A 21642-nucleotide genomic window follows, 5' to 3' on the forward strand; every position below is an offset into this window, starting at 1 on the left:
ATACATTACCCTAAATTCAATTGAAGATGCTTTTTTGTTTTGTCTAACCCGAAGGGGTCAGTTCACTAATCGACCATTCTTTTTTTATAGATAATTGCTGCGAAAAACCAAGAAAGAAGAGACCAGACAATAATTGTAATCACAGGAATGATCACATCTGTTATCGAATATTTACCTTCTAAAGCTTCCGCTAACAGTAATAATTGTGAGCTTGGTAACCACTCCGCAATCTTTAAGATTGGGTAAGTAGAAGCTAAAGTTGCAGCAAGTGGACCAAGGGAGAAGATAATGATAACTGGTAAAACAATTATTGAACCTTCCATAATTGACTTGGCAAATAATCCACATATTGTTCCAAGTGCAATATAGAATACGGCAGAAAGAATTAATACAATAGCTAAAATGAGAACATTAGATGGATTATATCCAACAAGAAAAATAGACATCGCTACTACGATAATTGTCACGATAAGAACAAATAAACTTTTACCAATAAGAATATCTCCTAGTGAGGCAGGGGAAAGCATAAGGCTGCGTAATGTATTTTTTTCTTTCTCCTCCGCAATCAAGCAGCATTGTATGTAGGTCGTTACCATTGAAAATGTAATATTTATTGGTAGGAAATAGGCGTTCATTGAAGATGCACCAGATTGGTTGTATAAAAATGCGAAAATTAGCGGAAAAAGTACCATCGTTGATACGGCATAGTTACGTGAAAATTCCTTATAATCTTTCATTAATATAGCTTGAATTCGTGTCATTGAAATATTCATACTAAATCACTCCCTGTTATTTGCATAAAAATATCACCTAATGTTGGCTCGTTTGTATGGATTCGAGTAACATCGTTGGCTTGCATCCATCGATACAGCTTTTCGGCATCCTGCGCACCGTTTTGGATAATTTCCTGTGTACCATTTTTAAGCTCAACAGTCATAGAATCTGTGCCAAATTCTTGCTTCAAATCGTTTGGTGCACCAATTGCACGAATCTTTCCTTTATGCAGAAACGCAACTTGGTCACAAAGTATTTCTGCCTCGCTCATATCATGTGTTGTTAAAAATATCGTTGTACCCAAGTCATTTAATTTTCGTAAACCGTTATAAATATGTTCTGTATTTACAGGATCAAGCGCAGAAGTAGGCTCATCTAAAAATAATAATTCGGGCTTATGCATAATAGCTCGAGCAAGGGTAACACGTTGAATCATTCCCTTTGAAAGCTGACTAATCTTTTTTTTGCGATCGGCATATAGGTTTACAAAATCAAGTGCTTCTTTTACGGCAGAGATGGGTAGGTCATATAACTTACTATAGAGTAATAAATTCTCCTCGATTGATAATCTAGTATACAAACCACTATTATCTGTTAAAATCCCAAAGCGTTTACGATTTTGACTTTGTTTCATATCAGCTGCTGGTTGCCCAAATAATAGAACATTTCCATCAGTTTTATCAGTTTGTGCAGTTAATATTTTAATAGTGGTTGTCTTTCCAGAACCACTTGGACCAAGAAATCCAAATATTTCACCTTTTTGTATAGTGAAGGAAACATCTTGTAATGCGGTTTCTTTATTAAACGTTTTTTTCAAATGCTGTACTTCAATTACTGCGTTCATGTGTAAGCCTCCTGTTTGTTGTTGATGTCTACACTATAAACAACTAGTGAAAGGTAAACAGTAAAAAACGGATGAAAGGCGGAAAAGTGAACCTAAATGGAACGATATTGAAGATGACAGGAGTCGATTATTTCCTGGGAAATCTACTAAATTCCGAGTATTTCCTTTAAATCTGCCAACTTATTTTTCGACAAGGGGACAACCGTTTTATCTGTGCTGTTGAGTGCAAGGCTATAGCTATTACGTGTCCATGTAATGATTTCTCGAACCTTTTGTAAGTTAACAATGTATGAACGGTGGCTTCTAAAAAAGCCGAATGCTGTCAATTTTTGCTCGAGCTCATTAAGCGATAGTGTACAAGGATATGCTTCATTTGCAACATATACAGAAACGACACCTTCAACACTTTCAATATAATCAATTTCTGGCGGATTAAATAAAATAATCTTGTCATTTTTTTTTGTTGGAATCTTATCAAGACGAATCGGGGTATTTCCAAGTTGTGGAGGTGTTTGCTCTTGATCTTCCTCTTTAACATCTAAGGCATGTAAGCCAGCCCCATCTAGTCTATGTATAACAGTACTCGAAATTATTAAGTCTTCTAGATTATTGGAAAGTACAATAATGCTCTTTTGCTTTTCGAGAAGTTTTTTTAGTATTTGGTGGACATTTTGTTTAGAAAATTCATCGATATTTTGAAATGGTTCTTCCAATACCAGAACAGTCACTTCTTGAAGGTATGTATTCAATAACTTTAATCGCTGTTTTTCACTAGAAGAAAGCTTACTAATTCTAGTGTTTTTTTGTTCGGTTAGACTAAATAGCTTTAATAAATTCTCTGTCTCGTCAGTTGTACGCTTGAAAAGCTTTAAACAAAACCGGATATACTCACGAACAGTGAGTCGCTCATAGAGAACATTTTCGCGAAAATGCGTAAATGTATCTTCTTGTTTCATAAACCATTGCATTAAAGTATGTATTTTAGAAACATCTGTGTAGATGCCAAGAATCATGCCAGGTTGTAGAGAAAGATGAATGCTTGGATAAATTACGTTACCTCCCTCTATATATGGATCAACCAGAATATCTATATTTTGTTCCATTGTTCGTTCCTCCTAAAGTTGTTCTGCTCGTAAAAAATTTACGATATCAGCGTGTGCTTGAAAGTAGCTATCTGGGCAAAAATTCCAATTAAGGGTATCCATAAAACCGTGATGACCTTGATATTGTTTAACCTGAACATTTGAAATACGTTCAAGTGCCTTCTTTAGTGCACTAACATCAAAACTACTTTCATGACTAGGTAAAATTATCAAAGTTGGACACGATGGTCGGACATCTAGGAATTGGCGAATGCGTGAGCCATAAACACAAATGACTCGATGTAAGGGGAGTGTTGATAATCTCCAGGCTAGTGTTGCACCTACACTATATCCAATCAGCACTACCTCATCATATGTTTCACATGCTTCTAGTAGTTTTTGTGATAGTATCTCAAGAGGTGCATCGAAGCCGACTGTACGTAAAAAAAAATCATAAGCTTGTTGTTCCTGTTTATAGGGAAAGGATTTTCCTTCTGGATAGAGCGAAATATACGAAACGGAAGTGTGCTCATCACAGTAGGTTTGGGCCTGTTCTTTTATAAAGTGATTAACTCCATAAATTTCATGTAAAATCAATATTTTTCTTTTCATGACGACCTCTTTTGGCTTTTTCCAATAGTGTATCAAAAAGTAACGTTTACGTATATTTTAGGAATTTTTGGATTGAGATTTATTTTATTAGAATATTAAAAGCTGTCCGACGAATCGAACAGCTTTGCGTATTATTTTTGGATCAATAATTTATGGAGTATAGATGCTGTAGCAGCGCGAGATAATGTGCTTTGGGGTTGGAACATGTGCTGTTCGTTGCCTGTGAAAATTCCTGCTTGCTGTAAAATATAAATGGCTTCCTTTGCAGGAGAAGAAATGGCAGCATCATCTTTGAATAATTGTTGAGGTTGATGTTTTGGCAATTCCATTTCTGTTAGTCTTGTAAATTGATATAAAATTATGGCAGCATCCTCTCTTGTAATAGGCTCATGAGGGTTAAACATTCCATTTGTTGAATCTACAAGTTTCTTTTCATAAGCCCAAGCAACAGCATCCTCAAAATAATCACCCGTTTTTACATCTGAAAAGGGGGCTTTTGATGTTGGGCTAATTTTCTGTGCCCGACTAAGAACCGTAATAAATTGTGCTCTCGTCAGTTGTGCGTTTGGATTAAATTGATCTTTAGTTACACCATTAAATAAATGATTATTAGTTAGTTCCTCAATGGCTGCTTGCGCCCAATGACCTTGTATATCTGAAAATAACTTTTTATTTTGATTGCCAACTGTAAAAGCAGTAACAGTACCGCTAACCTCGTGTGCAGCAAGTAATGTTGGAAGCCCTGTAGTACTAGCGGAAGCAGGCACAAATGCTAAACCTTCTGGTGATACATCTTCCTTGATGTCTTCACTAAAATCCCGTTTATTTATATATTGAATGAATGATGGAGCATAAGGATTTGTAATATCATACATCATGATGCCACCAACTCGTTCTATACCGATAAAGGCATAAATACGATCACCAATTTGGCCGATTTTTACATCCTCAGGCTCAGGCCCTTTTTTACCACTGCGATTATCAAGCTTTGTATTATTATTGGAAGCATTGAAGTATTCAGGTAATGACTCAGCAATGATTTTTTCAAAATCACTACCGCTATCGAAGACTTGTGTCATTGTATCTGCTTCATAGATAGAGAAAGATCGACCTCCAAAGCTATACATCTTTTCTGGTTGTAAACCATCGTAGTCAGATGTATCAAAAAGAACAACTTCATTTCCTTTTAATTCTGTTTCGAGTTCGTTTAAGTAGCCATTCCAATCACGCGAATCGCCTTCATTTGCTGTCACTAAATAGGTTTTACCGTTTACTTCATAGCTAGAAATTCCATCAGGCATATAGATGCCGAAAAGGTCTTCAGGAATAATGCCAATTTTTTTATCTTTCATGAAATCAAGAGCATTTTCTTCCTTACTATGATCCTTAAAACCTAGTGATTGAACATTTATCCATTTACCGGATGTAAGATCTAGCGTAGCGATTGCATTTGCTTCCTGTAAGGTCACATAGGCTGTATCGCTTTTACGATTAACAGCAATATACTCTGGTTCGAAATCTACAGAAGGATTTGTTTTTTTCTTTAAGATTACACCTTTCGCTACAAGCTCCTCACGACGAGAGTCTAAAGCATTAAAAGTAATGGTTTTTGCTTTTGCTTTTGTAATATCAGTTGGTAGTTCAATGATACTGACGCTACCTTCCGGATCAACGGCTTTTTCATAACCCTCGCGAGGTTCTCCTTCATTTGCAACTAGTACCTTTTTTCCGTCAGGTGTAAAGGTGGTCATATCAGGCTGTTTACCAGCTTCAACAACATGAAGAATTTTACCATTGTAATCTAAAAATACAGCTAGTCCATTGTCATTATAGTTCGCTGCTTGAACAGCGGCAGCTATGATATCGGAATCAGTGTTAATACTTATACTTGTCACGTCCCCATAGGAGAAGTTTGGGTAGATTTCTTTTAATGCTTTTTCTAGATATATTGTTTTCTCTGCCTTTATAGCAGAATAGGAAGAGCTTTTTGGTAAAGGGACAACTTCAATTTGTTTAGTCGTTCCATTGATCACATAATACTTGTGATTATCTGCATTGTAGGCAACAATTTCTGTTGCGCCTCCATCTTCATTTTTCACGCCAGAATCATATCGAGAGGAGACATTTATAGTAAGCTCAGGTGGTAATTTTTCTGCAGCATAGGATTGATTTCCTCCCACTAAAAAGGTAGTCGCAGCTAGTGAGCAACCGGCAGCTATTGCCGCTAATTTTTGATATTTCATAGATGTAAAACCTCCAATTAAAGTTAGTTTAATCGTACATGTTCAATGTAAAGCCCATATAAAGATTAATTAAAGAGTAATAAGAATTGACATAATAGTTCTGAAAAGGGGATTTTACTTGATAATGATTATCATTATCGTATAATGGAGTAGGAAGTATTAAGCAATTTTTTGTATGACGAAAGGTACACAGTGAGGGGTGTAGTAAAGCTGATGCTACAGCCCGATTGTTGAGATAGGGAATAACATAATGAAAGGTGTGTTAAATATTGTTTGAACAAGAATTGTATGATGTAACGATCATTGGTGGAGGACCAGCAGGTTTATATTCTAGCTTTTACTGTGGTTTAAGGGAAATGAAGACTAAGTTAATCGAATCACAGCCACAGCTTGGTGGTAAAATCCACGTTTACCCGGAGAAAATGATTTGGGATGTTGGGGGCGTTACGCCGATATCGGGAGGTCAACTGATCAAACAGTTAGTGGAGCAAGCATTAACATTCAATCCGTCTATTTATACAAATGAAAAGGTACTATCAATTGCCAAAAATGAAGAGGGAATTTTCGTCATTACAGCCGAGTCTGGAAATATTCATTATTCAAAGACGGTCATTGTTGCTATTGGTGGGGGTATCCTTAATCCTCAAAAAATTGAGATTGAGGGCGCTGAACGCTTTGAGGTATCTAATTTAAACTACACCATCAAATCCTATGAAAAATTCAAAAATAAAGCAGTCATTATTTCTGGCGGCGGTAATACAGCTGTAGACTGGGCATTAGAGCTAATGGAAGTGGCATCAAAAGTATACTTAACCTATCGAAAGGATAAATTGTCTGCACATGAGGCTCAAATTACGGAGCTTACGAATAGCACCATTGAATGTCATTATAATTCTGAAATTACGAAATTGATTGCAGACGACCAAGCAGGGATTAAAGCGATTGCCTTAACGAATTATGAAACAGGTACTGTAAAGGAAATATCTATCGATGAAGTTGTCATCAGCCATGGTTATGTACGTGATAAGGAACTACTAGATAGTAGTCCACTAGCAATTGAACGTAAAAACGATTATTTCATTGCTGGTTCTATAAATAGCGAATCATCCATCCCTGGTCTTTATGCGGCAGGAGATATTTTGCACCATGATGGCAAAATCCATTTAATTGCTGCAACTTTCCATGATGCACTACATGCAGTGAATAGTGCAAAGAAGTATATTCAGCCTGATGCTTCTGAGGGCGGTATTGTTTCCTCACATAATGATATTTTCAAGAAACGTAATCGCAAGCTATTACAGGAAAGTTTAAAATGATCGATCTTAGGAGCACTAATGCACGTTAGGTGTTCCTTTCTTTTTGTTTTAAAACGTATAAAGGAAGGGAGGCATTCAGCATAGATACACAAGAAATCATAGAACTCTATACATTGGCACCGTTAACATTTATACATAGTATTACTGACCAGATTTCTTCTGAAATGATCGCTAAGAATGCCAAGACAATGGCAAATGCAGCTGGACTTATTTTCCCAATCAATGGTATGGGTGACGTTAAAATTATAAATACTAATTATCGCTTAAAGAAAGGACGAATAATCCATGTAGGTCCGAACTTTCCGATACAATGCATTGCAACAAATGATACCCAATTTGAATATGCTGTGATTTACTTTCAACTATCCGATGGAGAACACGAAAAATCCGCTCTTTATCAAAGTCATTTTGCCTTACAATTAGCAGAACACATGAAATTAATGAACATGGTACAGCAATTAATCGAATTGAATAACAAGGGCAGTCATTTATCATTCCTGCAATCCAAAGCTCTCTTTCTAAATATACTAGAGGAAATTATTTTATTGATGAAGGTGAAAGACGATCCTATAAAAGAAAACATAGCGTTAATTCTGACGTATATACAAGAAAACTTTACAAAGAATATTACTGTTAGCGATATAGCTCTTCGATTTAATTGGGAACGTAGAAAATTTAGCTATGTATTTGAAAAAAGAATGGGTATAAGTCCTAATGTCTATTTAACAGATTTACGTATTCAAAAATCGAAGATGCTATTGAGGTCATCTGATTTTTCCATAAAAGAAATTGCTAAGCGCGTAGGCTACACAGATTATTTTTATTTTAGTCGCGTATTTAAAAAAGTGACAGGTTTATCACCGAGCAACTTCCGTAAACATATGAATTAACAAACACCTGATGCGAAAATAACATGCATTGGGTGTTTTTCGTATAGAAAGAACATAGCTTTTTCTTTTTTGGACAACCTAAGTAAGAAATAATGACATGGGGTGATGATCATGAAAATAGAAAGGTCGTCAGAATGGCAAGAAGGTTTTATCAGTCGCGTAAATCATCTTGAAAAATGGCATAGCTGGTCCTTATATAAGATGAACTATGATATTGTAAAAATGAAATTAATCCCTGATTTTACAGGACTACAGGCTACAAATTATTTACCAAATTTAAAGCCTCTTGCGCATCAGCTAGATGCAGCTGAAACAGTCATTGAACGCATGAATGGTAAAGCCATACTCGCCGATGAAGTAGGTCTTGGTAAAACGATTGAAGCGGGCTTGATTTTAAAGGAATATCTTTTACGAGGTCTTGTAAAAAGGGCGTTAATATTAGCACCAGCCTCTCTTATCAATCAGTGGATCGAAGAGTTAAATATAAAATTTCATATACCTGCTATTGCTTATAAAAAAAATTGTCCGATAGAGCGCTATGATGTATTGATCATGAGTATGGATACGGCAAAAAAGAGTCCACATAGGGAGCGTATTTATGAGCAGGATTACGACATGATTATTATTGATGAGGCCCATAAATTAAAAAATAATAAAACACAAATTTATGAGTTTGTACAAGGACTCAAGAAAAAGTTTTGCTTATTACTAACAGCCACTCCTATACAAAATGATGTTTTCGAATTGTATTATTTAATCTCCTTATTAAAACCAGGACATCTAGGGAACTATGATACCTTCCAATCAGCTTTTTCAGCAAGTAAGCATCATTTAGAGCATAATGATTATTTGAAAGAATTGGTAAATCAGGTGATGGTGAGGAATCGGAGAGAAGATACAGGTATCGAATGGACAAATCGTTGCGTTCAAATTGTGCCGATTACATTTACGGCGGAGGAAAGAGAAGTTTACGATATGATAGGATCCCTTGAAAATACAGGGTCATTTGCATTAATTACCTTACAAAAGGAAATGTGTAGTAGCAAGGAAGCCACAGCATTAACGCTAACAAATATGCTAGATGAGCATGGACAATCACAAGAAATTGAAGCCATTTTAGCAAAATTAATGACCTTAGAAGTGAATTCTAAGGCAGAAAAGGCGCTTGAAATCGTTGAACAGGCGAAGGATAAGGTTATTATTTTTACAGAATATCGGGCTACTCAAATTTATTTACAATGGTACTTACATTCTAAAGGTATAACGAGTGTGCTGTTTAACGGTAAGTTTAATAAAAGTAAACGAGATTATATGAAGCACTTATTCAAAGAAAGGGCACAAGTACTCATCGCCACAGAGGCTGGTGGAGAGGGGATAAACCTTCAATTTTGTCATCATGTAATCAATTATGATTTACCATGGAATCCTATGAAGCTAGAGCAACGGATTGGACGTGTCCACCGTTTGGGACAAGAGCACGATGTTCACATATATAATCTTGCTATTGAAAATACCATTGAAGAAAAAATCTTAGCGTTACTTCATACAAAAATTGATGTGTTTGAGAAAGTCGTTGGCGATTTAGATGCTATTTTAACAAACTTTAAAGAATCAGTATGAGGTAAGGAGAGAAGCTATGTATCCGCAGCAAGTTCATCAGTATTTAAAGGGATTTTTCGCCGAAAATGAATGCCCTATTATAGGAGAAGAGAATCATTCTTTGACAGTACAGTTAACGGTAGATATTGATAAAAGGATCATGAATAGACCATTTTATTGGCAATATGTAGAGGCTACTAATAGTGAACCAAACCCAGCTCAGGTGACCTTTATTACAGATCAAACAGCTATGGCTGGCAATTTGTTTGGTGAAGTTATTCATTATGGCTCCCCTCGGTTAAATCAGCTATTTCATGCGACAGGAGAACTAGGCGCCTATGTCCAACTGTTTGAAAAAGTTGATCATGCAATGGGGCAGGTTATCCTTACACCTTGGCTAGGTGTTAACTTTAAAGTCTCTTATTGCTGTGATCGGACAAAAGAAATGTTGTATTCATTCGGTATTAATTTATTAACTGGTGTCATCAAGGAGGATTTTCATGAATCTATTTATGCCTCAGATTTTGATACGGTACCAGCAGATAATGTATTTCATGTGCAATATATTATTAAGCCAGTACGTGCACTTGAAAGATTAAATGCAGCAGTGGAATCAATCATTGAACAGGATGATCATACATGGGCCATGGAAGCACAAAAAAGATGGCAACGAGATCAACGAGTCTTAGATTATTTTTATGAGGATGTAGAGGATAAGCCGGAATGTTATGAAATTGAAAGAAAAGCATTAGAGGAGCAATACGAATCCAAAATTAAAATTGATATTATTAATGGTGGATTATTTTATCTCTTTTAAATAAGGAGCTGTCCATAAAAAGACAGCTCCTTTTCTAATTGTCTTCAACAAGGTTTTGTAGCTGAGCCAATTTATTGTCCCAAAATAAATGAAAGTATTGGACCCAATCCTCAATTTCTTTTAAACGCTCACTATGCAAAGTATATATCTTTTCTCTACCCTTTTTCTGAGCAGAAACAAGCTCAGCCTGTTCTAATATTTTTAAATGCTTCACGACAGCTGTTCGACTTATCGCAAAATGCTCTGAAATATTAGAGATAGGTCTATCACTGGACGCAAGTAGTTTTAAAACATTTCTTCTTGTAGGATCTGCTATTGCTTGAAAAACATCATATTTAACTGCTTCTTGGATCATTAGGCTTCTGCAATTTCTTTTAATTTATGATGGATAATCATTGTCCAGCCTCCATCCATTTTTGTGCGAATGGCTTCAGTGGCAGCGTTTGCTTTTGGAATAATATGTGAAGCTTTCTTCCATCCACCGTGTGTTAATGTAAATTCTGTTTGTTCTCCGACTTCTTTTAGTTCAAAAGTAACGAACCAATCATCCTGATCCCATGCAAATCGTAGAAAATGCGGTGCATCTACACGTTCTACTTTACAGGGTGAAGGACCAAATGGTGATTGAATAGTGAATTCATGTCCTTCAATAGGCAGAAAATCATTGGGCATAAACCAAGAAGCAATTTTTTCAGCCGTTGCTACTGTGTCCCATACTTTTTCGATAGGTGCATTCAATGTAATTGTTTTGACAATATCCTGTAATTTTTCAGTCATGTTTAATTCTCCTTTGTAGATGACATATAACCATTAGGTGTTATGAATATATAACACCTAATGGTTATATGTCAATGTGAAAGAAAAAAATTAGTACCTTTCTGAAGGGCGATGCGTATGCTACAATTATTTTTATAATTTTCTGACAGGAAGTGAGGGAGAGCTATGGTGAACATCTCTGTTTTCTTAGTTATGTGCATTTTACTTATAATATTACCTGGTCCAGATACAGCAATCGCAACAAAAAACACCTTGACTGTAAATAGAAAAGGAGGCTTGCAGACTATCTTAGGTTCTTGCTGTGGTTTATTGATTCATACATGTGCAGCGGTAATTGGGCTTTCTGCCATTATTGTGAAATCAGCCTATATATTTGCCATTTTAAAGTATATTGGTGCCGTTTACTTATGTTATTTAGGTATCAAAACATTGTGGACATTACGTTCAATTCGCACACAATCACCCGTAGTGCAGGATGAAGTTAATATGGATCATAAATACTCCCACCAATCTTGCTTTAAGCAAGGGTTTCTCACAAATGTAACCAATCCGAAGGTTGCGGTGTTTTTCCTAACATTTCTTCCTCAATTTGTGGATGGAACGAGTGGAACATTTCTACCGTTTCTAGTAATGGGATTAATTTATACAGCTTTAACGGTGTTATGGTTTGTATTCTATGTATATCTGTTAGATCGCATTAGTGCATTTATGAAAAGGCCAGCTACTAAGGCAGTAGTTGAAGGTTTGACTGGTGCGGTGTTAATTGGTTTTGGCATTAAATTAGCATTGGAAAAGGCACACTAATGTAAAATACACCACTATTTTTAGACATAAAATCTAATCATAGTCGGTGTATTTTTATGGCTAAATAGATGATGAAACTAACACGTTGCAATACTTCAGTCAGAGAGGAAATCGAACCTTCTCATGACTAAATAGCTGTCTATTTGATTAGAAGTAGAAATGTTTTCATTCAAGAATCCCGTCCTTTTTTGCATCTCCTTCTTATAGTTTTACATGGAGATTTTAGCAAATAACAGCTATAGGATGCAGTTGTACTATTTTTTAGTAGAAGGATTAGCAGAGATGAAGCAGAATTTATTACTATAAGCGAACCTTTCTGAAATTTTCATAACAAAATAGAATAAATGAGGAAGATGTTTATGGAATTACGAGATTTAAAGGCATTTATGGCTGTTGTTGAACATGGTAGCTTTACGAAAGCTGCAAATGAATCATTTGTATCTCAGCCTTCATTAAGCAAAAGCATAAAAAAATTAGAAGATACATTGCACGTTGAATTATTGAACAGATCTACACGCAATGTAGAACTAACAGATGCAGGCAGTATCGTCTTTAAACAAGGACAAAAGATTATGCGTTCTGTTCAAGATTTGCACATTTTACTAGACGATTTATTAAATATAAAAACAGGTTCAATCAAGTTAGGGATTCCGCCTTTAATCGGTACATTATTTTTTCCGAAAATTGCTAGGGAATTTCATCAACAATATCCTGAAGTACATTTAGATCTTGTTGAACGAGGTGCGAAAATGGTGGGTACGTTAGTAGAAAACGGTGATGTTGACATGGGTATTGTCGTATTGCCCACGGATGAAAAGAAGTTTTCAGTTCAGCCATTTGTAGAGGATCAATTTTATGTATTTATGAATGAATTACACCCATTTGCTCAGTTCAACGAAATAGAATTGCAGGATTTAAAAAACGAAACCTTTATTATCTTTGCTGAGGAGTTTACTTTACATGATTATGTCATTAAATCTTGTAAAAGTGTTGGATTTTCACCAAATATAGGCTACAAAAGTTCACAATGGGATTTGATTGTTGAACTGGTATCTTCAAATTTAGGGGTGACGCTGCTACCATATTCCATTGCAGCTAAACAAACAAATAATAATGTCAAAATTATTCCTCTAGCTAATTTTGATATGCCATGGCGTTTGGGAATTATCACAAAGAAAAATACATATCAATCGTATGCCTTAAAGCAGTTACTTAAAACGATACGTAAGTATGAAGAGTGGTGATTTATTCCATTTTGGAATAAGTGATATTCGAATTAATTCCTTTACTTGTAAAATGTTAATGATGTAGAATTTTTCTTAATAAACGAGCAATTTTAGGGGGTTTCGAGATGAACGATGGGAAAGTATGGAATTCATTTGAAGAGGCAGTTGCTGATATTAAGGATGGGGATACGCTAGCGGTAGGAGGCTTTGGGTTATGTGGTATACCTGAAAAGTCTATTGCAGCGTTAGTACAAAAGGGTACAAACGATTTAACTGTTGTTAGTAATAACTGCGGTGTAGATGACTGGGGATTAGGCTTGCTATTAGCAAATAAGCAGATAAAAAAAATGGTTGCTTCCTATGTGGGCGAGAATAAAATTTTTGAGCAGCAATTTTTAAGTGGTGAGCTAGAGGTAGAGTTAACACCTCAAGGAACACTTGCTGAGCGTCTACGTGCAGGTGGAGCAGGAATCCCAGGTTTTTATACAGCTACAGGGGTTGGAACACCAATTGCTGAAGGCAAAGAAGTAAAGACTTTTGATGGGAAAGACTATATCTTAGAAGAAGGAATTGCTGCTGATTTTGCACTTGTTAAAGCATGGAAGGCAGATAAGCTAGGAAATTTAGTATACAGAAAAACTTCACGTAACTTTAATCCATTAGCTGCAATGGCAGGTAAAATTACCATTGCTGAGGTTGAAGAAATTGTAGAAGTTGGCGAGTTAGACCCAGATCATATCCATACACCAGGGGTTTTCATACAACGTGTTTTATTGGGTGGAAATTATGAGAAGCGTATCGAGCGTTTGACGGTGAAAAAGGGGGAAGCGTGATGGCTGATACAAGACAAAGAATCGTAAATAGAGCGGTAAAAGAAATCCAAAATGGCATGAATGTAAATTTAGGTATTGGCATTCCGACACTAGTTGCTAATGCTATTCCAGCTGATTATGAAGTACTTTTACAATCAGAGAACGGATTACTTGGTATTGGTCCTTATCCAGTTGAGGGAGATGTAGACCCCGATTTAATCAATGCTGGAAAGGAAACGGTAACGGCTATGCCAGGTGCTTCCTTCTTCGATAGTGCAGAATCATTTGCCATGATTCGTGGTGGCCATATTGACCTTGCCATTTTAGGTGGTATGGAAGTATCTGAGAACGGGGATCTTGCAAATTGGATGATTCCAGGGAAAATGGTCAAAGGCATGGGTGGCGCCATGGACCTTGTTGTAGGAGCGAAAAGAGTCATCGTTGTCATGGAGCATGTTAATAAAAATGGCGAATCCAAAATAAAAAAGCAATGCGAGCTTCCATTAACAGGTAAAGGCGTTGTACACCGATTAATTACAGACCTAGCTGTATTTGATTTTACTGAAAAAGGGATGCAGCTTATAGAATTAGCAGATGGTGTCACTTTAGAAGAAGTTAAAATGAAGACTGCAGCTTCATTTAGTGTAGCTTTAGTACAATAATTTAAGACCTAGGACTGTTCCCAGAGCTATTGTATCATCCTACAATAGTTTAAAAAGGGAGAATTCAAGATGGAACAACAATGGACAAATGAATTAGCTGTTGCACAGGTCAGAGTAGCGAGGCCAACAGATCAATTAAAGGAAATTGAACAATTTTATTGTGAGGGCATTGGATTAAAGAAAATAGGCTCTTTTTCAGGACATCGTGGCTACGATGGAATAATGATTGGTCTTCCGAATGCAAACTATCATTTGGAGTTTACAGAACATGTTGAAGGAAGTCCTTGTCCTGCTCCAAGTAAGGACAATCTTTTAGTACTCTATATTCCAAACATAGAAATGATTCGTAATATTGCCAAACGCCTGTTACATATGGGTTACCCTGAAGTGGAACCTGAAAATCCATATTGGAGACAGAAGGGTATCACCATTGAGGATCCTGACGGCTGGCGCATTGTATTAATGAATACAGAAGGCATTTAGATAAAGGAAAGAATACACGAGCTACGACTGTAGTCTCGTGTTTTTTTGAAACAATAAATACCCTATGTGGTATAATTCGCAAAGGGGGAATACAAATGCAACGAATAAGAACTTTAGACGGTTGGAGAGATATCCTAGAACAATCCTGCGAAAAACCTTGCCTTGTCTTAAAAATTAGCATGACATGTCTAAGTAGTATTTCGGCTTTAAAAGAGGTAAAGTTATTCGTAACAGAATTACCTAAATATCTTGTCATTGTGCAAAAGGAAAGAGAGGTTTCCGACGCTATAGCGCGTGATCTTCGGGTAAAACACGAATCACCCCAATTATTAATTTTGCGGGATGGTAAAGGAATTTGGCAAGCAACACACTACAAGATAAAACAGCCTCTTTTAGCGGAGGGACTAAAGCAGTATGTAAGATGAAGAATATAAAAAAGATACCCCGATATACTTTGTGGGGTATCTATCGTTTTAAATGATTAATCCTCTAAAGCTTCACCTTCATGATAGTTGGTAGCAGTTGATTCAATATCAACCTGTAGATAATTGGCCCAATCTACTTTATGATAATCCTCTTCACTAAAATAAATATTCAATACCTCTGTCATCGTTTTATCTCCATCAGGCTCAGTGAGCGGAGCATACCAGGTAATAGCGGGTGTCTTCACACCTTTCAGCTTCGACAATTCAGCAAAAATTTTAGTGGAATCTTTTAGCATCTGACTTTTCGAACCCTCTGTCACATCCGTGTCTTGAATCGATATCGTAACAACACCTTTGGATTCTTCAACAGTGAATTCATTCTTAACAATTGCTCCTACAATATCTTCAACGGAAGTATTTTGATCTACCGCTACTTCTTTGGGATCCTCATTCTTGCCGCAAGCTGTTAATAGTAGTGAAGCAAATACCATGAGATAAATTAACTTTTTCAATATCATAACCTCCCTTGTTACTCCATATATGCGCAAAATGGAAGGGAATTATACAGAAAAGAAAAAGATTGTATGCAATTTTTTAAACTTAGATTTCAAAACGTAAAATAAAGAACTAAATTTTAAAGGAGATGGTCATGTCCTCTTGAGGAACTTATAAGGAATAGGGTGAATTTTCAAGTTAAAGATACAAAAGGAACTTATTATTTTAGAATATAACAATTAATGAAACTTGGGGGAGATTTGGTATTAAAATTGTTTTAGCATAAAAAAGCACCTCAACCAAGTTGGTTAAGGTGCTGTATAGGTAATGTAATGTAAAAAGCCGCGTATGCCGTAGTTATTATAGAAAGTTTTAAACCACCACTCCTCAAAGTGGGTGTTCGCAGAAGTTTTCCTGCTTATCCTCATGCACCGAAGTGTGAGACCCGTCATTCCAACTCCAATAATAAAACTCCCTTTTACAGCTTAAAGGTTAAAACTTAATATTATACGAACAATGCAGCCTTTATGGATATAATAAAGCATGATCGACAAACATGCAAGTAAGATGATTGCTTGAAATAAGTCAATGGACAGGTGTTCCAGATCATGCAATACGTAACTAGAAATGCACGAAGAAAAGTTTTAGAGCTTCATACTATTTTCACAAATACGAACGATAAATACGAACAACCTTTGCTTATTATGGTTGACTATGTAAAGATAAGAGCATATAGAGGATTTATCTAGCAAAAAAGTAAAGGGAGGAAGCGGAAATGGCAGCTTATCCAAATTGTCCGAAATGTAATTCGGAATACACATATGAGGATGGAACAAACTATGTGTGTCCAGAATGTGCGCATGAGTGGAGCATGGATGCAACTGAACAAGAATCAGATGCACTTATTGTAAAAGATGCAAATGGTAACCTATTAGCTGATGGTGATTCAGTTACGGTTATTAAGGATCTAAAGGTAAAGGGGAGTTCTTCCACTTTAAAAATAGGAACGAAGGTAAAAAGTATTCGTCTTGTAGAAGGTGACCACAATATTGACTGTAAAATTGATGGCTTTGGCGCTATGAAATTAAAGTCAGAATTCGTGAAAAAAGCATAAAATCAAATAAAAAGGAGTCGACAGAGGAAAGTTTCCAGATAGATGTTTGAATACTTCTTAAAATCGACTCTTTTATTTTTTAATTTAAAAAAAGGAGTTGTCTCAAATATTTGAGACAACTCCTTTTTCATGACTTAATGAAAACCCATCGTAAACTGCGTAATAGAATGGCAAAGGCTGCACCCAATAGGGCAAAAATTGTATGTAAAAGAGCGATGTAGCCAGCCCCCATCACAAGTGCTCCCAATTCTGTAAAGGAGTAGTTAGTAATATAGAGCTCATTATTAAGGTTGTTGATGATGGCCCAAACGAATACAGGCACAGAGCTAATGATAAAAACAATCCAGATGTTTTTATAAAAAAGGTAAGAGAGACAACCGAAAATGGCATACGAGATGACAAAGCCCAATTGATTGCCAAGTAAAGATGAGTTAATGGCAAACATAAAAGAAAGTACAATAAATATAATATGAAAAAAAGATAACGTTTTTTTCATGGGTATGTATTCCTTTAGAACTTGCTTTGAACTAGCGAGCTGCTGACAGTGTGAACAATTTGCTAAATGTTGTTCAACAAATAGTATTGTCGGTGCTTGGAGCATTTGTTTCTTATATAGGGGTAATAAATCTTCTACAATCGGGCATTCTTCTGACAAAACTCTCCCTCCAATCAATCACCCTCCATTATACGATTTTTTAGAGCAAATAAAAAAAGCCTTCCTGAATTTTTCATTCGGAAAACTTGTACATGCACCTGACTATTTGGCTGTAAGTACTTCATTTGTTAATGCTTGAATGTCAATATGAGTTTTTTCCTTTACTGCATCTTTTAAAATTTCAGTGCGGAAATATTGGACGGTTGCCTCAAGTGGAATCGCTAAAAGCTTAGATAGAGCATTTTGATACATATAGACAAATTCTTTATCAGTATTGCCACGCTTTAATTCTGCAAAAGCTTCGTAAAATTGATCTAGTTTATCCGAAAATTCAAGTAGTCGCCCTTCTATTGTACTATCCTTGCCTTCTTTCATGCGCTCAAAGAAAATTGCCTGAAATTCTTCTGGAATCTCATTAATAATAAACTTTTCCATCATCTTTTCTTCCACATGTGCTAGCATTTGCTTCAGCTCTGGACTAGCATGTTTTACTGGTGTTTTAATGTCACCAATAAAAACTTCAGCAAAGTCATGATTGATCGTTTTTTCATATAAAGATTTCCAATCAACCTTTACGCCATTCATTTCTTCTAATGTAGCGAAGAACATCGCATATTGTGATACTTTCCAAGAATGGGCTGCTACATTATGTTCTTCAAATTTGAAACGCCCAGGGCAACGAATAATTCGTTCTAAATCATTGAGGCTTGTAAAAAATTGATGAATTCCTATGAAAATCACTCCTTTATGTTCTATAAGTGCATGTTACTATAAACAATACCCTCTTTGTGAGGTTTTCAAACAATTTAACAATGATTCAATCTGTGTTTACAAAGGATTCACAATTGCCGAATAAGCAGACAGAGGTTGAATGCTATAATGTAGGGGACTGATGAAAAGGGGAGTACACATCATGTTTTCCATTTATACGCTTCTTCTTTATATACATATTTTAAGTGCTGTTCTTTCGATTGGGCCATTGTTCGTTGTGTTAACGATTGTAAAAAAAATGCGTACAGCTTCTAATGATGAAATGCCACCATATATAGAAACTTTTAAAGGTGCTATTGCCATTGTCAAACATTCTGGGCATGTGCTTGTAGTATCGGGTATTCTGCTAATGTGGCATGCGGGTTACCGCTGGAGTACTTCGTGGATTGTACTGACTTTCCTCGTGATGTTTGCATCCATTGTATTTTTAGCAAGAGCTTTTAAACCAACATTACGTACTTTTAATACACCTGTTTATAATCAACAACAATTTGTTTCTCTGTTAAAGCGCAAAACCTGGATGTACATTTTGCTATTGCTCATCATGCTGTGGCTAATGGTTGCAAAGCCAATTATTTGGTGAAAAATTTTTTTGTTTTTGAAAAATCGCACCCCAAGGAGTGCGATTTTTTTAACTTACCAAACGTTTGAAATAGCTTTTTCGTATAAATAAATAACTGATGAGGAACAGAACAAAGAAGCAACAAGAGCTGGCTATTGAAACTTGTAAAAATGCTGTAGAAACCATTGTACGTATAGCTAATAATGTAGTAAATAATAGCAAAATTGCTATAGCGAACGGTACAAATATAAGAATCGCCAATTCTTTTGTAATAACGGAGGCTAATTCTTTTTTTGAGAGTCCCAGCTTACGAATGCCTATATATTTTTCTTTTTCCTGCAATAACGTTGTTTGTAAATAGAAGTAAAGTATACTCATGGCTGCGCTTAAGAAAATTAAACTTAACATAGAGCCAATGAAGAACATAACGCTTTTAATAAACATTTCTGTGACATATAAATCAATTTTGGATGTTACGTATCGTTCTCCAGGTAAGGATGGAATGTCATTGGTAATTGTATTTGCCAACTCGGTATGTGCTGTCCAATTGTCTAACTCGTAGATAAAGGTTTTATAAATAGGGTAGTCAATCGACTGATAAATTTGATCAGGCACAATGAAATAAGTTTGCTGGAACCCAGTAGAAAGCAGGTTTTGTTCGTTAATTTTAGCTAGTTTGAGTGACTTAATATAACGGTCACTAGCATTGTTGGTTATCGGTGCTACACCTTGATTCCCTGCAACGGCAATAAATTCATTTTCGCTAAGACTGATTTCCTGTTGCTGTAACAGGTTATAATCAGATAATGCCATATAACTGAGGCGCTGATCCTCATTTGATTTAAATTCAATGAAATATTTGTTAGCTTTTACTGCTGCTAGCTTCGATTGAAGATAGTCTAAATCTGCCTTTACCATACTGTCTTCAGCATTTGGATCCGCAATATACTGGAAGCTATATGGATAATTTTCTTCACTATCCTTTTTCACATTGTAATAAGAGCTAAACAAAATGCTTGTACATAGAAAAACGCCACTTAATAAAATTGTGATTAGAAATAGCATATTTGCATGAGATTTCATTTTTGCATTTAAATTTGACGCTAAAAGCATATTTGTATGGCGAAAATAGGCAGATGATTTCTCGAACATTTTCAAAAACAGTCGTAATCCTTGAGCAATGACTAAATAAATCGTACAAAGGATGCTAACAAAAAATAAAAAATAAAAGAGAACACCTAGGGACGCTACAATGGCATGCTCGATTTTTAGTAAATATGCTAAAAAGGCTGTCATCATACTGCTCGTAGCTAATAAAACGTAGTGTGGTCGAATCGATTTTTCGATAACGGTATCACTTTTTAAGAGCTGTATGGAGGCTTCTTTATTAATAAATGTAGTGACAACTTTGGAAATCACTATAAATAAGATTAGAAACAAACCAATGGTTAAACTGATGGCTTCTAGAGGCATATACATACTAAACGTTTCTGCTTTTAAAACAACTTTGGCTCCCATTAAGAAAAGGGGAGTAATGACAAGCCCAAGAACAATAGCTGCCATAATCGCCAACATTCCGATTAACAGGTTTTCACGGAATACCAGCTTTCTAACTTGCTTCATGGAAGCCCCTGTAATCATAAAAATACCAAGAGTTTTTGTCTTTTTACGTAAAAAGGCCTTAATCGAATAGGTAATGTAAATAAACGAAAATAAATAAACAAGCAAACTGGCCAACATCAATGAAATGCCAAGTGTTGAGTCTGGATCTAAGCTTTTTAAGCTGGGATGAAAGACGATTACTGAGAATAGAAAGAAAATAATAATGGAAAACATACTGCTTAGAAAGTAAGACACATATGTCCATTTATCTCGTAGGATATTTTGGATAACGATATGGTTAAAGCTCATGATGCCCACCACCTAAAAAAGCAAGCGTGTCCATAATTTCTTGATAAAATTGCTTACGATTGTTGCCTTGATGTATTTCGTTATATAATTTGCCATCCTTTATAAATATAATACGATTGGCAAAGCTTGCTACATAAGGATCATGTGTCACCATGAGAATTGCAGTTTGTAGTTCTTGATTGATGGAGGTAAATAAGTTCATCACATCATTGACAGCTTTTGAATCCAGATTCCCAGTAGGTTCATCTGCTAACAATAAACTAGGTTCATGGATAACTGCACGAGCGATAGCTACCCGTTGCTTTTGTCCACCTGAAATTTCATAAATACGTTTAGGTAATAGCTCCTCAATATCAAGAAATTGCACGACATGCTTTAAACGTTGGAGCATTTTAGTGCTAGGTAAGCTATCTAATGTCAGCGGCAATAAAATATTTTCTTTTACCGTCAAGGTATGAACAAGATTAAAATCTTGAAAAACAAAGCCTAATTCAGAACGTCTAAACTTTGCAAGTTCCTCGTCATTTAAAACATAGGGATTTCTATTGTTAATAACAATATTCCCAGCAGTGGGGCGATCAATAGTGGATACACTATTTAAAAATGTTGTTTTGCCACTTCCAGAAGGCCCCATGACCGCTACAAACTCCTGTTGCTTTAACTGAAAATCAATGCCATTTAATGCCTTGTAGGTAACTTCTCCGATAAATTCTTTTTGCAAATTGGTCACTTGAAGAATGATGCTTCCCAACTCGGAACAACTCCTTT

Annotated in this window: 24 protein-coding genes and 1 other RNA gene; 12 read left to right on the plus strand and 13 right to left on the minus strand. The window is 35.8% G+C overall.

Going from position 1 to position 21642, the window contains the following annotated elements; genetic code table 11:
- Window positions 1–65: 65 nt before the first annotated feature.
- The 5 genes from AO843_RS19575 to AO843_RS19595 form a co-directional block, all read right to left on the minus strand.
- Window positions 66–773, minus strand: coding sequence for an ABC transporter permease (locus tag AO843_RS19575; RefSeq protein ID WP_054612754.1), 708 nt, complete (start codon window positions 771–773; stop codon window positions 66–68).
- Window positions 770–1618, minus strand: coding sequence for an ABC transporter ATP-binding protein (locus tag AO843_RS19580; RefSeq protein WP_054612755.1), 849 nt, complete (start codon window positions 1616–1618; stop codon window positions 770–772). Before AO843_RS19580 ends, AO843_RS19575 begins: the two co-directional genes overlap by 4 nt.
- A 146-nt stretch (window positions 1619–1764) precedes the next feature.
- Window positions 1765–2721, minus strand: a complete 957-nt coding sequence (locus AO843_RS19585) for a LytTR family transcriptional regulator DNA-binding domain-containing protein (protein ID WP_054612756.1) — start codon at window positions 2719–2721, stop codon at window positions 1765–1767.
- 12 nt (window positions 2722–2733) lie between these two features.
- Window positions 2734–3348, minus strand: a complete 615-nt coding sequence (locus AO843_RS19590; protein WP_082389544.1) for a dienelactone hydrolase family protein — start codon at window positions 3346–3348, stop codon at window positions 2734–2736.
- A gap of 95 nt (window positions 3349–3443) precedes the next feature.
- Entirely contained in the window at window positions 3444–5555 is a 2112-nt protein-coding gene (locus AO843_RS19595) for a choice-of-anchor I family protein (protein WP_054612758.1), read from the minus strand.
- Window positions 5556–5824: 269 nt separating this feature from the next.
- On the opposite strand from AO843_RS19595, the gene AO843_RS19600 reads away from it, so the two are divergent.
- From AO843_RS19600 to AO843_RS19615, 4 genes are all read left to right on the plus strand, one after another.
- Entirely contained in the window at window positions 5825–6871 is a 1047-nt protein-coding gene (locus tag AO843_RS19600) for an NAD(P)/FAD-dependent oxidoreductase (protein WP_054612759.1), read from the plus strand.
- A gap of 113 nt (window positions 6872–6984) precedes the next feature.
- Window positions 6985–7761, plus strand: coding sequence for a helix-turn-helix domain-containing protein (locus tag AO843_RS19605; protein WP_156313998.1), 777 nt, complete (start codon window positions 6985–6987; stop codon window positions 7759–7761).
- A gap of 105 nt (window positions 7762–7866) precedes the next feature.
- The gene (locus tag AO843_RS19610) at window positions 7867–9381 is read left to right on the plus strand and encodes a DEAD/DEAH box helicase (RefSeq protein WP_054612761.1); all 1515 of its coding nucleotides are present in this window, start codon (window positions 7867–7869) and stop codon (window positions 9379–9381) included.
- A 16-nt stretch (window positions 9382–9397) separates the two neighbouring features.
- The gene (locus AO843_RS19615) at window positions 9398–10177 is read left to right on the plus strand and encodes a YqhG family protein (RefSeq protein WP_054612762.1); all 780 of its coding nucleotides are present in this window, start codon (window positions 9398–9400) and stop codon (window positions 10175–10177) included.
- 34 nt (window positions 10178–10211) lie between these two features.
- Here AO843_RS19615 and AO843_RS19620 read toward each other — a convergent pair whose 3' ends face one another.
- Together AO843_RS19620 and AO843_RS19625 are read right to left on the minus strand one after the other, a co-directional pair.
- Complete coding sequence (locus AO843_RS19620; protein ID WP_054612763.1) at window positions 10212–10532, minus strand: ArsR/SmtB family transcription factor; 321 nt, start codon at window positions 10530–10532, stop codon at window positions 10212–10214.
- Window positions 10532–10954, minus strand: coding sequence for an SRPBCC family protein (locus AO843_RS19625; RefSeq protein ID WP_054612764.1), 423 nt, complete (start codon window positions 10952–10954; stop codon window positions 10532–10534). The genes AO843_RS19620 and AO843_RS19625 overlap by 1 nt, the downstream gene beginning before the upstream one ends.
- Window positions 10955–11119: 165 nt before the next feature.
- On the opposite strand from AO843_RS19625, the gene AO843_RS19630 reads away from it, so the two are divergent.
- The 6 genes from AO843_RS19630 (at window position 11120) to ytxJ (ending at window position 15366) form a co-directional block, all read left to right on the plus strand.
- The gene (locus tag AO843_RS19630; protein WP_054612765.1) at window positions 11120–11758 is read left to right on the plus strand and encodes a LysE family translocator; all 639 of its coding nucleotides are present in this window, start codon (window positions 11120–11122) and stop codon (window positions 11756–11758) included.
- A gap of 359 nt (window positions 11759–12117) precedes the next feature.
- Window positions 12118–13002, plus strand: a complete 885-nt coding sequence (locus AO843_RS19635) for a LysR family transcriptional regulator (protein ID WP_054612766.1) — start codon at window positions 12118–12120, stop codon at window positions 13000–13002.
- Window positions 13003–13109: 107 nt separating this feature from the next.
- Window positions 13110–13817, plus strand: coding sequence for a CoA transferase subunit A (locus AO843_RS19640; RefSeq protein WP_054612767.1), 708 nt, complete (start codon window positions 13110–13112; stop codon window positions 13815–13817).
- Entirely contained in the window at window positions 13817–14458 is a 642-nt protein-coding gene (locus tag AO843_RS19645; RefSeq protein WP_054612768.1) for a 3-oxoacid CoA-transferase subunit B, read from the plus strand. Before AO843_RS19640 ends, AO843_RS19645 begins: the two co-directional genes overlap by 1 nt.
- A 69-nt stretch (window positions 14459–14527) precedes the next feature.
- Window positions 14528–14941, plus strand: coding sequence for a VOC family protein (locus AO843_RS19650; RefSeq protein ID WP_054612769.1), 414 nt, complete (start codon window positions 14528–14530; stop codon window positions 14939–14941).
- A gap of 95 nt (window positions 14942–15036) precedes the next feature.
- Window positions 15037–15366, plus strand: a complete 330-nt coding sequence (gene ytxJ, locus AO843_RS19655; protein ID WP_054612770.1) for a bacillithiol system redox-active protein YtxJ — start codon at window positions 15037–15039, stop codon at window positions 15364–15366.
- Between the two features lie 56 nt (window positions 15367–15422).
- Here ytxJ and AO843_RS19660 read toward each other — a convergent pair whose 3' ends face one another.
- Window positions 15423–15884 carry a hypothetical protein gene (locus tag AO843_RS19660; protein WP_231630209.1) on the minus strand — a complete coding sequence of 154 codons (462 nt, stop codon included), beginning with the start codon at window positions 15882–15884 and terminating at the stop codon, window positions 15423–15425.
- Window positions 15885–16196: 312 nt separating this feature from the next.
- Window positions 16197–16389, minus strand: a non-coding RNA gene (gene ssrS / locus AO843_RS24225) — 6S RNA.
- Window positions 16390–16636: 247 nt separating this feature from the next.
- Here ssrS and AO843_RS19665 point away from each other — a divergent pair.
- Window positions 16637–16975, plus strand: a complete 339-nt coding sequence (locus AO843_RS19665; RefSeq protein ID WP_054612772.1) for a zinc ribbon domain-containing protein YjdM — start codon at window positions 16637–16639, stop codon at window positions 16973–16975.
- Window positions 16976–17102: 127 nt separating this feature from the next.
- Here AO843_RS19665 and AO843_RS19670 read toward each other — a convergent pair whose 3' ends face one another.
- Together AO843_RS19670 and AO843_RS19675 are read right to left on the minus strand one after the other, a co-directional pair.
- Window positions 17103–17630 carry a zf-HC2 domain-containing protein gene (locus tag AO843_RS19670; RefSeq protein WP_054612773.1) on the minus strand — a complete coding sequence of 176 codons (528 nt, stop codon included), beginning with the start codon at window positions 17628–17630 and terminating at the stop codon, window positions 17103–17105.
- Window positions 17631–17732: 102 nt separating this feature from the next.
- Window positions 17733–18371: a YfbR-like 5'-deoxynucleotidase gene (locus AO843_RS19675; RefSeq protein ID WP_082389545.1), complete on the minus strand. Its 639-nt coding sequence runs from the start codon at window positions 18369–18371 to the stop codon at window positions 17733–17735.
- Between the two features lie 172 nt (window positions 18372–18543).
- Here AO843_RS19675 and AO843_RS19680 point away from each other — a divergent pair, with 172 nt between their 5' ends.
- Window positions 18544–18984, plus strand: a complete 441-nt coding sequence (locus AO843_RS19680) for a DUF2269 family protein (RefSeq protein WP_054612774.1) — start codon at window positions 18544–18546, stop codon at window positions 18982–18984.
- Between the two features lie 48 nt (window positions 18985–19032).
- On the opposite strand, the gene AO843_RS19685 is transcribed toward AO843_RS19680, so the two are convergent.
- Both AO843_RS19685 and AO843_RS19690 read right to left on the minus strand, forming a co-directional pair.
- A complete protein-coding gene (locus tag AO843_RS19685; RefSeq protein WP_054612775.1) occupies window positions 19033–20874 on the minus strand; it encodes an FtsX-like permease family protein in 1842 nt (613 codons plus the stop codon).
- On the minus strand, window positions 20864–21625 hold the full coding sequence (locus AO843_RS19690) for an ABC transporter ATP-binding protein (RefSeq protein WP_054612776.1): 762 nt from the start codon (window positions 21623–21625) through the stop codon (window positions 20864–20866). The genes AO843_RS19685 and AO843_RS19690 overlap by 11 nt, the downstream gene beginning before the upstream one ends.
- Window positions 21626–21642: the final 17 nt, after the last annotated feature.

The sequence above is a fragment of the Lysinibacillus sp. ZYM-1 genome, assembly GCF_001308875.1.
GTDB lineage: Bacteria > Bacillota > Bacilli > Bacillales_A > Planococcaceae > Lysinibacillus.

What these genes read in the sequence shown, in the direction of transcription:
- AO843_RS19580 (WP_054612755.1), bottom strand. Translation starts at nt 1,618, where the DNA reads ATGAACGCAGTAATTGAAGTACAGCATTTGAAAAAAACGTTTAATAAA.
- AO843_RS19660 (WP_231630209.1), bottom strand. Translation starts at nt 15,884, where the DNA reads ATGATATTGAAAAAGTTAATTTATCTCATGGTATTTGCTTCACTACTA.
- AO843_RS19630 (WP_054612765.1), top strand. Translation starts at nt 11,120, where the DNA reads ATGGTGAACATCTCTGTTTTCTTAGTTATGTGCATTTTACTTATAATA.
- AO843_RS19635 (WP_054612766.1), top strand. Translation starts at nt 12,118, where the DNA reads ATGGAATTACGAGATTTAAAGGCATTTATGGCTGTTGTTGAACATGGT.
- AO843_RS19610 (WP_054612761.1), top strand. Translation starts at nt 7,867, where the DNA reads ATGATCATGAAAATAGAAAGGTCGTCAGAATGGCAAGAAGGTTTTATC.
- AO843_RS19575 (WP_054612754.1), bottom strand. Translation starts at nt 773, where the DNA reads ATGAATATTTCAATGACACGAATTCAAGCTATATTAATGAAAGATTAT.
- AO843_RS19680 (WP_054612774.1), top strand. Translation starts at nt 18,544, where the DNA reads ATGTTTTCCATTTATACGCTTCTTCTTTATATACATATTTTAAGTGCT.
- AO843_RS19625 (WP_054612764.1), bottom strand. Translation starts at nt 10,954, where the DNA reads ATGACTGAAAAATTACAGGATATTGTCAAAACAATTACATTGAATGCA.
- AO843_RS19640 (WP_054612767.1), top strand. Translation starts at nt 13,110, where the DNA reads ATGAACGATGGGAAAGTATGGAATTCATTTGAAGAGGCAGTTGCTGAT.
- AO843_RS19615 (WP_054612762.1), top strand. Translation starts at nt 9,398, where the DNA reads ATGTATCCGCAGCAAGTTCATCAGTATTTAAAGGGATTTTTCGCCGAA.
- ytxJ (WP_054612770.1), top strand. Translation starts at nt 15,037, where the DNA reads ATGCAACGAATAAGAACTTTAGACGGTTGGAGAGATATCCTAGAACAA.
- AO843_RS19685 (WP_054612775.1), bottom strand. Translation starts at nt 20,874, where the DNA reads ATGAGCTTTAACCATATCGTTATCCAAAATATCCTACGAGATAAATGG.
- AO843_RS19645 (WP_054612768.1), top strand. Translation starts at nt 13,817, where the DNA reads ATGGCTGATACAAGACAAAGAATCGTAAATAGAGCGGTAAAAGAAATC.
- AO843_RS19620 (WP_054612763.1), bottom strand. Translation starts at nt 10,532, where the DNA reads ATGATCCAAGAAGCAGTTAAATATGATGTTTTTCAAGCAATAGCAGAT.
- AO843_RS19665 (WP_054612772.1), top strand. Translation starts at nt 16,637, where the DNA reads ATGGCAGCTTATCCAAATTGTCCGAAATGTAATTCGGAATACACATAT.
- AO843_RS19585 (WP_054612756.1), bottom strand. Translation starts at nt 2,721, where the DNA reads ATGGAACAAAATATAGATATTCTGGTTGATCCATATATAGAGGGAGGT.
- AO843_RS19650 (WP_054612769.1), top strand. Translation starts at nt 14,528, where the DNA reads ATGGAACAACAATGGACAAATGAATTAGCTGTTGCACAGGTCAGAGTA.
- AO843_RS19595 (WP_054612758.1), bottom strand. Translation starts at nt 5,555, where the DNA reads ATGAAATATCAAAAATTAGCGGCAATAGCTGCCGGTTGCTCACTAGCT.